This is a genomic window from Kitasatospora sp. HUAS MG31 (assembly GCF_040571325.1).
In the GTDB taxonomy this organism is placed as follows: domain Bacteria; phylum Actinomycetota; class Actinomycetes; order Streptomycetales; family Streptomycetaceae; genus Kitasatospora; species Kitasatospora camelliae.
On sequence record NZ_CP159872.1, the window covers coordinates 5,350,242 to 5,364,022 of the forward strand.

The window sequence follows — 13,781 nt, forward strand, 5'->3', positions numbered from 1 at the left end:
TGACGACAAGCGGGCAGCGCGGGTTGACTCCCTTCCACCTCGCCGCAACGTTGCGGCTCTGTCAGGGAGGCACCCCCAATGAACGCAATTCTGCGTCGCGCCGTCATCGGAACCGCCGCCGTCTCGATGGCCCTGTCCATGGCCGCCTGCGGCAAGGCCGGCAGCGACAGCAAGGACAGCGCGTCCTCCGGCGACTCGAAGTCGATCGGTCTCCTGCTCCCCGAGAACGCCTCGTCCACCCGCTACGAGTCCTTCGACAAGCCCTTCATCGAGGCCAAGGTCAAGGCGCTGTGCAGCGACTGCGACGTCAAGTACAGCAACGCCGAGGGCTCCGCCGCCAAGCAGAAGCAGCAGTTCGACACCCTGATCGCGCAGGGCGTCAAGGTGATCGTGCTGGACGCCGTGGACGCCAAGTCGACCCAGTCCTGGGTCAAGGAGGCGGCCGCCAAGAACGTCAAGGTCGTCGCCTACGACCGCCTGGCCACCGGCCCGGTCGCCGCCTATGTCTCCTTCGACAACGAGAAGGTCGGCGAGCTCCAGGGCCAGGCCCTGGTCGAGGCCCTCGGCGCCAAGGCCGCGGACGCCAACATCGTCATGATCAACGGCGACGAGGCCGACCCGAACGCCGCCAAGTTCAAGTCCGGCGCCCACAAGGCGCTCGACGGCAAGGTCAAGAAGGTCGTCTACGAGCAGTCCGGTGAGTGGAAGCCCACCGTGGCCGGCCAGAAGATCGGCGCCGCCATCACCCAGCTTGGCAAGGACGGCTTCCAGGCCGTCTACTCCGCCAACGACGGCATGGCCGCCGCCATCATCACCCAGCTGAAGTCCTCCGGCATCACCGTGCCGGTCGGCGGCCAGGACGCCGGTCTGGACGCCATCCAGCGCCTCGTCACGGGCGACCAGTCCTACACCATCTACAAGGCCTACAAGCCGCTGGCCGACTCGGCCGCCGAGCTGGCCGTCAGCCTGCTGCAGGGCAAGGACGTCAAGTCGGTCGCCACCGCGACCATCGACAGCGACACCGACAAGGGCATCCCGGCCAAGCTGCTGGAGCCCAAGGTCGTCACCAAGGCCAACATCAAGGACACCGTGATCGCGGACGGCCTCTACAAGGCCGCCGAGATCTGCACCGGCGAGTACGCCGCCGGTTGCGCCGCCGCCGGCCTGCAGTAATCCCCACCAGGGCGGCGCTCCCCGACGCACCGGGAAGCGCCGCCCCTCGGCGCGACGGCCACCGCCCGCCGCGCCCCCCTTCACTTCTCGCTCTACCCCCGCGCGCCCCGGGTCGGCGCCCGGGCAGCCGTGCCCACGCGCCACGCGATCGCGACGGCACGGGAAAAGGAGATGGTTCACGTGACAGGCGCACCCGTACTGGCGTTGCGCGGGGTCTCCAAGCGGTTCGGTGCCGTCCAGGCGCTCACCGACGTTCATCTGGAGGTCCACGCGGGCGAGGTGGTCGCCCTGGTCGGCGACAACGGCGCCGGCAAGTCCACGCTGGTGAAGACCATCGCCGGCGTCCACCCGATCGACGAGGGGTCGATCGAGTGGGACGGCAAGGCGGTCAACATCCACCGGCCGCACGACGCCCAGCAGCTGGGCGTGGCCACCGTCTACCAGGACCTCGCGCTCTGCGACAACCTCGACGTGGTCGGCAACCTCTTCCTCGGCCGCGAGCTGCGCCGCTTCGGCGCGCTGGACGAGGTCGCGATGGAGAAGCGCGCCAAGGAGCTGCTCGACACCCTGTCGATCCGCATCCCCAGCGTCCGCATCCCGATCGCCGCGCTCTCCGGCGGCCAGCGCCAGGTCGTGGCCATCGCCCGCGCCCTGGTCGGCGACCCGAAGATCGTCATCCTGGACGAGCCCACCGCCGCCCTCGGCGTCGAGCAGACCGCCCAGGTCCTCGACCTGGTCGAGCGGCTCCGCGACCGCGGCCTCGGCGTGATCCTGATCAGCCACAACATGGCCGACGTCAAGGCCGTCGCGGACACCGTCGCGGTGCTCCGCCTGGGCCGCAACAACGGCGTCTTCGAGGTGGCCAACACCTCGCACGAGGAGATCATCTCCGCCATCACCGGCGCCACCGAGAACGCCGTGACCCGGCGTCAGGCACGTCTCGCGGAGGAAGCGAAGTGACCACCCCCCAGACCTCCCCCTCGACGTCCGAGACGTCCGAGACCTCCGAGGCGCCCGAGGCCCCCGCCCAGGCGCCGGCCGCGGTCGACCCGCGGCTGCTGGTCCGTCAGTCGGGCTTCGCCGGCTACCTGGACGAGTTCCGCCGCAAGATGAAGAGCGGCGACCTGGGCTCCGTCCCGGTCGTCCTCGGCCTGATCCTCATCGGCGCCATCTTCCAGGGCATCACCGGCGACTTCCTGAACGCAGACAACCTCACCAACATCACCAAGTGGATCGCCGGCCCGGGCCTCATCGCCGTCGGCATCGTCTTCGTGCTGCTGCTCGGCGAGATCGACCTCTCGCTCGGCTCGGTGGCCGGCGTCTCCGCCGCCGTCGCCGCGGTGCTCTCGGTCCGCAACGGCATGAACGAGTGGCTGGCGATCCTGATCGCCATCGCCGCCGCCCTGGCCATCGGCGCCCTGCACGGCTTCTTCTTCGCCAAGATCGGCGTCCCCGCCTTCGTGGTCACCCTGGCCGGTCTGCTCGCCTGGAGCGGCCTGCAGATGTACGTCCTCGGCGACAAGGGCACCGTCAACGTCATCAACGACGGTGTGCTCGCCAACCTGGACACCTACTTCCTCGGCGAGGGCGACGTCTTCTTCACCTGGGCCTTCGCCGTCCTCGGCATCGTCCTGTTCGGCGCCGGCCAGCTGCTCGACTCCCGCCGCCGCAGCGCCGCCGGCCTGCTCGCCCGGCCGACCAGCGAGATCGCCCTGCGCACCGGCCTGATCGCGGTCATCGGCCTGGTCGCCGCCTACATGCTCAACCAGGACCGCGGCCTGCCACTGCCCCTGGTGATCTTCCTCTCGGTCGTGGTCATCACCGACTTCGTGCTGCGCCGCACCTCCTACGGCCGCCAGATCTTCGCGGTCGGCGGCAGCGTCGAGGCGGCCCGCCGGGCCGGCATCAACGTCGCCTGGGTCCGGATCTCGGTCTTCATGATCTCGGCCGGCATGGCGGCCCTCGGCGGCCTGTTCATCGCCTCCCAGCAGGGCTCCGCGGACAAGCTGCTCGGCAGCGGCAACGTCCTGATGAACTCCATCGCGGCGGCCGTCATCGGCGGTACCAGCCTCTTCGGCGGCCGCGGCAAGACCTGGTCCGCCCTGCTCGGCATCCTGGTCATCCAGTCGATCATCACCGGCCTGGACCTGGTCCACGTCAACCAGGCCATCCAGTACATGATCACCGGCGCGGTGCTGCTCGCCGCCGTGGTGCTCGACTCCGTCTCCCGGAAGACCCAGAAGTCCTCCGGGCGAGGCTGACGACACGCCGTACCAGATGTGAGGCCCGGCACTCGAACCTTTCGGGTGCCGGGCCTCGTCCTGTGTGTCAACCGGGCCGCGCCGCACGGCGTCCGGCAGGTGGACATTAGACTCGACCGCCGGGGCACTCCGACTCACGCCGGAGCGCCCCGTCACCATGGGCGGCAAGCCCGTCGGGCCCGCCGGGTCCGGAGACAGACACGAGGAGGAACGGGTGGCCCTGCTGACCCGCATTCGGGGACCGCGCGATCTCGACCGGCTCACCCCTGCGCAGCTGGCGTCGCTGGCCGAGGAGATCCGCGGCTTCCTGGTCGAGGAGGTCTCCAAGACCGGCGGCCACCTCGGTCCCAACCTGGGCGTGGTCGAGCTCACCATCGCGATGCACCGGGTCTTCGACTCCCCGCGCGACCGCATCCTCTTCGACACCGGCCACCAGAGCTACGTGCACAAGCTGCTCACCGGCCGGCAGGACTTCTCCCGCCTGAAGATGAAGGGCGGCCTGTCCGGCTACCCGTCCCGCGCCGAGTCCGAGCACGACGTGATCGAGAACTCGCACGCCTCGACCGTGCTCGGCTACGCCGACGGCCTGGCCAAGGCCAACAAGATCCAGGGCCACAAGGACCGCCCGGTCGTCGCGGTGATCGGCGACGGCGCGCTCACCGGCGGCATGGCCTGGGAGGCGCTCAACAACATCGCCGACGCCAAGGACCTGCCGGTCGTCATCGTCGTCAACGACAACGAGCGCTCCTACTCGCCCACCATCGGCGGCCTCGCCAACCACCTCTCCACCCTGCGCACCACCCAGGGCTACGAGCGGTTCCTCTCCTGGGGCAAGGACGCGCTGCAGCGCACCCCCGTCGTCGGCCAGGCGATGTTCGACACCCTGCACGGCGCCAAGAAGGGCCTCAAGGACTTCATCGCCCCCCAGGGCATGTTCGAGGACCTCGGCCTCAAGTACATCGGCCCGATCGACGGCCACGACCTGGTGGCCCTGGAGTCCGCGTTCACCAAGGCGCGCGGCTTCGGCGGCCCGGTCATCGTCCACTGCATCACCGAGAAGGGCCGCGGCTACCACGCCGCCGAGAACAACGACGAGGACCGCTTCCACGCGGTCGGCGTCATCCACCCCGACACCGGCCTCCCGGTGAAGTCCTCCGGCAAGGACTGGACCTCGGTCTTCGGCGAGGAGATGGTCGCCCTCGGCCGCGAGCGCAAGGACATCGTGGCGATCACCGCCGCCATGCTCCACCCGGTCGGCCTCGCCCCCTTCGCCAAGGCCTACCCGGACCGGATCTTCGACGTCGGCATCGCCGAGCAGCACGCCGCCGTCTCCGCGGCCGGCCTGGCCACCAACGGCCTGCACCCGGTGGTCGCCGTCTACGCCACCTTCCTCAACCGGGCCTACGACCAGGTCCTGATGGACGTCGCCCTGCACAAGCTGGGCGTCACCTTCGTCCTGGACCGGGCCGGCGTCACCGGCACCGACGGCGCCTCCCACAACGGCATGTGGGACATGTCGATCCTGCAGACCGTTCCCGGCCTGCGGCTCGCCGCCCCGCGCGACGCCGACCAGGTCCGCGCCCAGCTGCGCGAGGCCGTCGAGGTCCACGACGCCCCCACCGTGGTCCGCTACTCCAAGGGCACCGTCGGCCCCGCCGTCCCCGCCGTCGGCCGGGTCGGCGGCATGGACGTGCTGCGCGGCGACGCCGAGGAGCCGGCCGACGTGCTGATCGTCTCCGTCGGCGCGCTCGCCCCGACCTGCCTGGAGACCGCCGAGCTGCTCGCCGTCCAGGGCATCAGCTCCACCGTGGTCGACCCGCGCTGGGTCAAGCCGGTCGACCCGGCGCTGCCGGGCCTCGCCGCCCGCCACCGCGTGGTCGTCACCGTCGAGGACAACGGCCGGGCCGGCGGCGTCGGCTCCGCCGTCGCCCAGGCCCTCCGCGACGCCGGGGTGGACCTGCCGCTGCGCGACTTCGGCATCCCCCAGGAGTTCCTGGACCACGCCTCCCGCGGCGAGATCCTCGCCCAGATCGGGCTGACCGCCCCGGACATCGCCGCCAAGGTGTCCACCCTGGTCGCCAAGCTCGACGCGGAGCCGGTCCGGGCCTGAGCCCGGTCGAGCCCCGGTGGGCCGTGGACGCGGGGGACGCGTCCACGGCCCACCGCCGTTTCGGGCTGGGCTGCGGCGTCCGGGTGGCTGCGGTGTCCGGGTGAAAAACGGGCGGACGGCGCGACAGGGGCCCGGACCCGGGGTACCGGTGACCGGTCGAGCATCCGGAGGCCTCCATGAGCACCGCGCCACCCCCGAGATCGCTTTTGCGTGAGCTGGTCCGGGCGAAACCCGTCGAACAGTCCCTCGCGGACACCCACGAGAGCGGCCACGCCCTGCGCCGCACGCTCTCCGCCCTGGACCTCACGGTCTTCGGCGTGGGCGTGATCATCGGCACCGGCATCTTCGTGCTGACCGGTACCGCCGCCAAGAACACCGCCGGACCGGCCGTGGCGCTCTCCTTCGCCGCGTCCGGCGTGGTGTGCGCGCTGGCCGCGCTCTGCTACGCCGAGTTCGCCTCCACCGTCCCGGTGGCCGGTTCGGCGTACACCTTCGCGTACTCGACCATCGGTGAACTGCCGGCCTGGATCATCGGCTGGGACCTGGTCCTGGAGCTCACCCTGGGCGCCGCCGTGGTCTCGGTCGGCTGGTCCGGGTACGTGCAGTCGCTGATGGAGAGCGCGGGCTGGACCCTCCCGTACGGGATCTCCGGCGCGGACGACCACGGCTGGAGCTTCAACCTGCCGGCCGCGCTGCTGGTGGCCGTGCTGACCGCGATCATCCTGCTGGGGATGCACCTGTCGGCCGAGGTCACCCGGGTGATCGTGGTGATCAAGGTCATCTCGGTGCTGATCGTCATCGTGGCCGGCCTGTTCTTCATCAAGGCCGACAACTACGACCCGTTCATCCCGCCCGCGCAGGCGACCGCCGACAAGAGCGGCGGTGAGTCACCACTGATCCAAGTGCTGTTCGGCTACACACCGACGGACTTCGGCGTGATGGGCATCTTCACCGCCGCGGCCGTGGTGTTCTTCGCCTTCATCGGCTTCGACATCGTCGCCACCACCGCCGAGGAGACCAAGAACCCGCAGCGCGACCTGCCCCGCGGCATCCTCGGCTCGCTGCTCATCTGCACCGTGCTCTACATGGCGGTCTCCATCGTGGTCACCGGCATGCAGAAGTACACCGAACTGTCCAGCGACGCCCCGCTCTCGGACGCCTTCAAGGCGGTCGACCAGGAGGCGTTCGCCGACATCATCAACGTCGGCGCGGTGGCCGGTCTGACCTCGGTCACCATGATCATGCTGCTCGGGCAGAGCCGGGTGTTCTTCGCGATGAGCCGGGACGGCCTGCTGCCCCGGCTGTTCTCCGCCGTCCACCCGCGGTTCGGCACCCCGACCCGGGCGGTGCTGCTGCTCGGCCTGGTGGTCGCGGTGCTGGCCGGACTGATCCCGCTGGAGGAGCTGAGCGAGCTGGTGAACATCGGCACGCTGTTCGCCTTCATCGTGGTGTCGATCGGCGTCATCGTGCTGCGCAGGACCCGCCCCGACCTGCCCCGGTCGTTCCGCTGCCCGTGGGTGCCGGTGCTGCCGATCCTCTCGGTGGCGGCCTGTCTCTGGCTGATGCTCAACCTGCCGGTGCAGACCTGGTGGCGGTTCCTGGTCTGGCTGGCCATCGGCCTGGTGGTCTACTTCATCTACGGCCGCAGCCACAGCCGGCTGCACCTGCGCGGGGCGTCGGACGCGCCGGCGGGCACGCAGGGGCCGTAGGGCATGCGTGCACGAGGTGGCGGGCCCGGTCCTCCGGGCCCGCCACCTCGTGCGTCGTCGTCGGCCGCCGTCAGTCGGTACCGGGCGGTTCGGCGGCCGCGGTGAGCAGGATCGCCGCGAACTCCAGGGCGGCCGCCGCCCGGGCGGCGGTGGGCCGGTGGCCCGTGGCCGGGTGGTGGAGGAACTCCTCGCGGACGGCCCGGGTGATGTCGGCCAGCTCGCGTTCGGTGGAGGCCACCGCCTGCCAGCGGTGCAGGAAGCGGTGCACCGGGCGGAGGCTGCCGCTGCCCAGGGCCTGGGCGAAGGCCTGGTCCCGTTCCCGTTCCAGCTCGGGGAGCCGGCGCGGGGCGTAGGCGGTGATGGTAGCCCGGACGGCCGCCAGCGACTCGTGGTCCGGGGCGTCGCCGCCCGGGTGGCCGCGATCCGGCGCGGCACCGGTCTGCGGCGGCAGGGTGACGGCGGCCAGCGACTGCGTGGTCATGAGGTCCTCCGGCTCGGGAGGTGGGGTCGGCGCGGGCGGGCGGTGTGTCGGGGCCCGGTCCGCTATTCGACGGTGACGGACTTGGCGAGGTTGCGGGGCTGGTCGACCTCGTGGCCCTTGGCGGTGGCCAGCTCGCAGGCGAAGACCTGGAGCGGGACGGTGGAGACCAGCGGCTGGAGCAGGGTCGGGGTGGCCGGGGTGCGGATCAGGTGGTCCGCGTAGGGCACGACCGCCTCGTCGCCCTCCTCGGCGATGACGATGGTGCGGGCGCCGCGGGCCCGGATCTCCTGGATGTTGGAGACGATCTTGTCGTGCAGGACCGTGCAGCCGCGGTGGGTCGGGACCACCACGGCCACCGGGAGGCCCTCCTCGATGAGGGCGATGGGGCCGTGCTTGAGTTCGCCGGCGGCGAAGCCCTCGGCGTGCATGTAGGCCAGTTCCTTGAGCTTCAGGGCGCCTTCGAGGGCGACCGGGAAGCCGACGTGGCGGCCGAGGAAGAGCACGGAGCGGGCGTCGGCGAGGCCGCGGGCCAGCTCGCGGACGGGCTCCATGGTCTCAAGGACCTGCTCGATGAGGGTGGGGGCGTCGCCGAGTTCCTTGATGACGGCGAGGATCTCGTCGCCCCACTTGGTGCCGCGGACCTGGCCGAGGTAGAGGGCGACCAGGTAGCAGGCGACCAGCTGGGTCAGGAACGCCTTGGTGGAGGCGACCGCGACCTCGGGGCCGGCGTGGGTGTAGAGGACCGCGTCGGACTCGCGGGGGATGGTGGAGCCGTTGGTGTTGCAGATCGCCAGGACCTTCGCGCCCTGCTCGCGGGCGTGCCGCAGCGCCATCAGGGTGTCCATGGTCTCGCCGGACTGGGAGATGGCGATGACCAGGGTGCCCGGGCCCATGATCGGGTCGCGGTAGCGGAACTCGGAGGCGACCTCGACCTCGCAGGGGATGCGGGTCCAGTGCTCGATCGCGTACTTGGCGATCATGCCGGCGTGGAACGCGGTGCCGCAGGCGACGATGACGACCTTGTCCACCTGCCGCAGGTCCGCATCCGAGATCCGCAGCTCGTCGAGGGTGAGCCGGCCGTCGGTGCCGATCCGGCCGAGCAGGGTGTCGGCGACGGCCTTCGGCTGCTCGGCGATCTCCTTGAGCATGAAGTAGTCGTAGCCGCCCTTCTCGGCGGCGGAGGCGTCCCAGTCCACGTGGTACTCGCGGACGGTGGCCGGGCTGCCGTCGAAGCCGGTCACGGTGACGCCCTCGCGGCGCAGCTCGACGACCTGGTCCTGGCCGAGCTCGATGGCCTCGCGGGTGTGGGCGATGAACGCGGCGACGTCGGAGGCGAGGAAGTTCTCGCCCTCGCCGCGGCCGACCACCAGCGGGGAGTTGCGGCGGGCGCCGACCACCACGTCGGGGGCGTCGGCGTGGACGGCGACCAGGGTGAAGGCGCCCTCCAGGCGGCGGCACACCACCCGCATCGCCTCGGCCAGGTCCCCGGTGTAGGCCTCGCCCAGCAGGTGGGCGACGACCTCGGTGTCGGTCTCCGAACGCAGGGTGTGACCGCGCTCGGCGATCTCCGCGCGCAGCTGCGCGAAGTTCTCGATGATGCCGTTGTGGACGACCGCGACCCGGCCCGCGTCGTCCAGGTGGGGATGGGCGTTCGCGTCCGTCGGCCCACCATGGGTCGCCCACCGGGTGTGCCCGATCCCGGTCGACCCCACCGGCAACGGAGACTGGGCCAACGACTTCTTCAGGACGTTCAGTTTTCCGGCCCGCCGGTCGGTGGCGATCCGGTCGCCGCTCTGCACGGTCACGCCGGCCGAGTCGTACCCGCGGTACTCCAGGCGGTCGAGTCCTTCCAGCAGGACGTCGAGGGCGGGGACGTCCCCGGTGTATCCGACGATGCCGCACATGGCGTTGGTCCTCGGGGTGTGGTCCCGCCGCCGGCCGGACCACCGGCCGGCGGCGGGGTTGACGGGTGATCAGGGATTCAGCGCGGACGCGGGGGAGACGAAGGTGTAGCCCAGCGCCTTGATGCCGGTGACGGTCTGCTGCAGTGCGCTCAGGCCGTACGACGGGTGGTAGAAGAAGCTGGCGAAGCCGTCCCTGACGGTGAGGTTGAGCTTGGCCGAGTTGATCATGTCCGCGGGGAGCCGCGGCGGGTTGTTGTTGGACATCACGGGTTCGTAGTTGCCCAGGTTCTCGGGCAGCACGGTCTCGCCGTAGACGTCCTTCACCGGGTAGGGGAAGAACTGGCCGATGAGCATGCTGTAGTCGATCGGGCCGCCGCTGAGCTGCCCCTTGAAGTACAGCGAGCGCTCGTAGCGGGCCGAGAACAGCGGCTCGAAGGTCTTGTAGTCGGTGGCCGAGCCGGCGTAGTGCGGGAACTCGAAGATCGTCGGCGGGGTGAGGCCGGCGGCCTTGAACTCCTTGATCGCGTTGTCCACCCGGCTCTTGGCCCAGGCGGCCGAGTCGTCCGCGACGGGTCCCTGGTGGATGACCCAGTCGGTGTTCTGGCACGGGGCCCGGAACTGGTACGGCGGGGTCTGGGTGACCGAGCACTGCGCGCGGTAGAACTCGAAGTCGTCGCCGGTGACGCCGTCGTAGGGGTTGGCGATGTTGCTGTACTGGTGGGTGTACCCGTGCATCAGCATGGTGCCGCCGTTGGCGATCATGAACTTGAGGGCGGCGACCACCAGGGGGGCCTGGGACAGCTTGATGGTCTCGGCCCGGCCGTTGTTGTAGGTGCCCTTGGGGTCGGTGTAGACCGGGATGACGCCGAAGCTGAACGGGATGTTCTGGGACTTCAGGTACCGGGCGGTGTTGATCAGTTGGGTCGGGTCGTCGGCCGGGCTGATGTCCTCCAGCCGGACCATCGCGCGGTGCCGGGTGGTCGTGCCGGGGGCCAGGGCGTCGAACAGCAGGTCGCTGAAGATCATCACGCGGTCGGTCTCGCTCACGTAGCTGAACGGGACGTCACCGATGTACGTCAGGTTGCCCGAGCGGATCGCCCACGGGACGGTCGCACCGGTGCTGTCGGTGGACTGGGCCAGCACGGTCACCTTGCTCGGGTCGGTGATGGTGTCACCCAGCACGCCGCCGCCGTTGAGGTTGCTGCGGGTGGGCGCCTGGCCCTTGTAGTTGACCGAGGTGATCTGGTTGTAGTTGAAGAAGGAGTTGGTCGGGTCCCAGCCGTAGGTGGCCGCGAACTGCGCCGGGCCGACCTGGTTGGCCAGGTTCCAGATGTTGTCGTACACCCAGATGACCGGGTGGCTGGTGGTGGTGACGTCGCTGTAGAACGAGGCCGGGACGGCGTCCGGGATCGGCTGGCCGTTGGTGTCGGGCGCCCCGTAGTAGGTGGAGCCGAAGTAGATCGTGGCGGTGTAGCTGTTGGCCTCGCCCGCCTGGTACTGGGAGACCGGCTTGGTGGTGACCTGGCCGAAGTGCCCGGCGAGGTTGGCGGTGACCATGGCGTACAGCTCGCCGAGGTGCCCGTACGGGCCGGCCGTGTCGTAGAGGACCAGCGTGTTCGCGGTGGCCGCCGCCGTCACTGCCTGCTGGGCGGCCTGCACCGCCTGGGTGGCCTGGGCGGTCAGCGCGGCGGGCGCGGCCTGCATCGCGGTGCTGGTGCCGGCGTCCTTCTGGTTCTTGGGCTTGACCTTCTCGTGCGGGTTCTTCTTGCGCTCCTGGTCCGCCTGCTTCTGGTAGTCCGCGTAGGCGCCGGAGACGTCCGTGGACTTCTTCTCGATGGAGGTCGAGCTCTTTTCGGGCTTGTCGGGCGGCGGTTTGGCCGACGCGGCGTACGGCGCGGCCAGCCCCGCGGCGAGCACGATGGCGAGGGCCGCCGCGGACCGCGACGGGTGTCCCCACCTCCGGCTCTTGGAATTTACAGGCATGGTGGCCCCTCGTGGGAATGAGGATTCAATTCCTGGACACGGGAAATTACGGGCCACGGTGCCCGCCGCCGACGGTGTCACGGAATGGACGCCGCCAGGGCCCATGGGATATCCGTCTCCCGGCGCACGGCTGGAAGCGGACGCGGCCCTGTGGTGAAACCCCCGGGACTGCGATGAGAACCCCCGGCCGGCCCCCGACCGGCCCGAAACCTGCTTCTGACCTGGTACTTCGCCCCCGGCCAGAGCCTGCGGTCTTCGAGGCGTACTGCCCTCGGCACAGCGTCAGAGCTGTCTGCGACCCTGCAGTGCAGGCTTATCAGTGACGTTGCCACCGCTTCGTCCACGTGTCAACAGTGTGCGGTGGGTCAATTCCAAGAAAATTCTCACCGCAAGGGAATTCGACTGTTGAATGGGTCGGTGCCGCGTGGTACGTTGGCCGTGATCAGTCCCCCAGGGGTGCGTGACGAACGGAGCCGGCCCCCCCCCCGCGCCACGGCGCGTGCGAGATCCACCCGACAGCCGGCCACCCGTCGCAGACTCGACATCTGGCAGGCCCGTGTCCATTCCGGGCCGTCCCACCACCCCGTTCTCCGATTGGGCAGTCCCATGTACGGGAGCTGCGGAGTCACCAGTGGACTCTGTTTCACGGCGGCGTCCGTCTTTCCGTCCGGAATCTCCGGATCAGCGGTCGCCAGGATCCTGCTGCAGGTCGCCGGCGCGGGCTTCGGCCTCTACGCCTGCACCGGCCTCGTCCTGCTGCTCGCCGGCCTGGCGCTCCGCCTCCGGGGCCGCGGCGGCCGCCCCGGCCCCGACGCGGAGGAGGGCCGCGGAAGCGGCGCAACGGCCGTCCGAAGGGGTGCGCCGTGGTGACCCTCCTGCTCTGGCTGAGCACCGCCGTCATCGTCACCACCATGACCTACAACTCCGGGCTGTTCGCCCTCTCCCGCCGCCGCTGGCACCTGGTCGACCCGGGCGAGCAGCGGCGGACCTACGTCTTCCTCCTCGCCTGTCTCAACGAGGAGCGCGTCCTCGGCGAGAGCCTGCGGCGGCTGATGGAACTGCCCCGGACCGACTGCCTCGTCCTGGTGGTTGACGACGCCTCGGACGACCGGACCGCCGAGATCGTCAGGGCCGCCGACCCGCACCGCGTCCTGCTGCACCAGCGGCACCTGCCCAACGCCCGGCGGGGCAAGGGCGCCGCGCTCAACGACGGCCTGCGCCACCTGGTCGAGTCCGGCATCGTCGCCGACCGGGACCCGGACGAGGTCGTCGTCTGCGTCCTCGACGCCGACGGGCGGCTGGCGGCCGGGGCCGTCGAGGAGGCCGACCGCTACTTCACGGACCCCCGCACCGGCGCCGTTCAGATCGGCGTGCGGATGTACAACCGCGGCCACAGCCTGCTGACCCGCATGCAGGACATGGAGTTCGTCGTCTACACCGACATCTTCCAGGCCGCCCGCCGCCACATCGGCAGCGTCGGACTCGGCGGCAACGGCCAGTTCATGCGGCTCAGCGCCCTGCGCTCGCTCGGCCCCGACCCCTGGAGCGACCGGCTCACCGAGGACCTCGACCTCGGCGTCCGCCTCATCGCCCGCGGCTGGGAGAACCAGTACTGCCCCAGCGCCGCCGTCCACCAGCAGGCCGTGATCCGGCTGAAGCTGCTGGTCCGCCAGCGCTCCCGCTGGTTCCAGGGCCACATGCAGGCCATGCGCCTGCTGCCGACGGTGCTCCGCGAGATCCCGGCCGGCGCGGCCGCCGACCTCACCTACCACCTCTCCAGCCCCGCGCTGCTGCTGCTCACCTCCTTCCTCCCGCTGGCCTTCCTGGCCGGGATCCTCGGCTTCGCCGCCGACTCGATCACCCAGGGGCACAACACCTTCCCCCTGATCTACCTGGTGCCGCTCTACCTGCTCGCCTTCGCCCCCGCCTACGCCTACGCCTACGTGTACAAGCGGCGGGAGCGGCAGCTCGGCGCCCTGCGCTGCCTGCTGCTGGCCCACCTCTTCGTGGCCTACGGCTACCTGTGGTTCGCCGCCGGCTGGTGGGCCGTCGGACGCGTGGTCAGCGGCCGGACCGGCTGGCTGAAGACCGCCCGCACCTGACGTCCGGCACCACCTGACGTCCGGCAGCCGAGGCCCCCGGACGTCCCCTCCCCCCGGA

General features: G+C 70.5%; 9 protein-coding genes. 6 read left to right on the forward strand and 3 right to left on the reverse strand.

The window, feature by feature from the left end; genetic code table 11:
* Positions 1-78: 78 nt before the first annotated feature.
* The 5 genes from ABWK59_RS23980 to ABWK59_RS24000 all read left to right on the forward strand — a co-directional run bounded on the left by ABWK59_RS23980 (position 79) and on the right by ABWK59_RS24000 (position 7,253).
* Positions 79-1,173 (forward strand): sugar ABC transporter substrate-binding protein, encoded by a 1,095-nt coding sequence (locus ABWK59_RS23980; protein WP_354642665.1) that lies wholly within the window; start codon positions 79-81, stop codon positions 1,171-1,173.
* Positions 1,174-1,344: 171 nt separating this feature from the next.
* On the forward strand, positions 1,345-2,133 hold the full coding sequence (locus ABWK59_RS23985) for an ATP-binding cassette domain-containing protein (RefSeq protein WP_354642666.1): 789 nt from the start codon (positions 1,345-1,347) through the stop codon (positions 2,131-2,133).
* Positions 2,130-3,434 carry a sugar ABC transporter permease gene (locus ABWK59_RS23990; protein WP_420492844.1) on the forward strand — a complete coding sequence of 435 codons (1,305 nt, stop codon included), beginning with the start codon at positions 2,130-2,132 and terminating at the stop codon, positions 3,432-3,434. Before ABWK59_RS23985 ends, ABWK59_RS23990 begins: the two co-directional genes overlap by 4 nt.
* Positions 3,435-3,648: 214 nt before the next feature.
* A complete protein-coding gene (gene dxs / locus ABWK59_RS23995; protein WP_354642667.1) occupies positions 3,649-5,544 on the forward strand; it encodes a 1-deoxy-D-xylulose-5-phosphate synthase in 1,896 nt (631 codons plus the stop codon).
* 176 nt (positions 5,545-5,720) lie between these two features.
* A complete protein-coding gene (locus ABWK59_RS24000) occupies positions 5,721-7,253 on the forward strand; it encodes an amino acid permease (protein WP_354642668.1) in 1,533 nt (510 codons plus the stop codon).
* A 70-nt stretch (positions 7,254-7,323) separates the two neighbouring features.
* Here ABWK59_RS24000 and ABWK59_RS24005 read toward each other — a convergent pair whose 3' ends face one another.
* The 3 genes from ABWK59_RS24005 to ABWK59_RS24015 form a co-directional block, all read right to left on the reverse strand.
* On the reverse strand, positions 7,324-7,734 hold the full coding sequence (locus ABWK59_RS24005) for a DUF6247 family protein (RefSeq protein WP_354642669.1): 411 nt from the start codon (positions 7,732-7,734) through the stop codon (positions 7,324-7,326).
* 62 nt (positions 7,735-7,796) lie between these two features.
* Positions 7,797-9,638, reverse strand: coding sequence for a glutamine--fructose-6-phosphate transaminase (isomerizing) (gene glmS / locus ABWK59_RS24010; protein WP_354642670.1), 1,842 nt, complete (start codon positions 9,636-9,638; stop codon positions 7,797-7,799).
* Between the two features lie 69 nt (positions 9,639-9,707).
* Complete coding sequence (locus tag ABWK59_RS24015) at positions 9,708-11,621, reverse strand: polysaccharide deacetylase family protein (RefSeq protein ID WP_354642671.1); 1,914 nt, start codon at positions 11,619-11,621, stop codon at positions 9,708-9,710.
* Between the two features lie 863 nt (positions 11,622-12,484).
* Here ABWK59_RS24015 and ABWK59_RS24020 point away from each other — a divergent pair.
* A complete protein-coding gene (locus ABWK59_RS24020; protein ID WP_354642672.1) occupies positions 12,485-13,723 on the forward strand; it encodes a glycosyltransferase family 2 protein in 1,239 nt (412 codons plus the stop codon).
* The last annotated feature ends 58 nt before the right edge of the window (positions 13,724-13,781 follow it).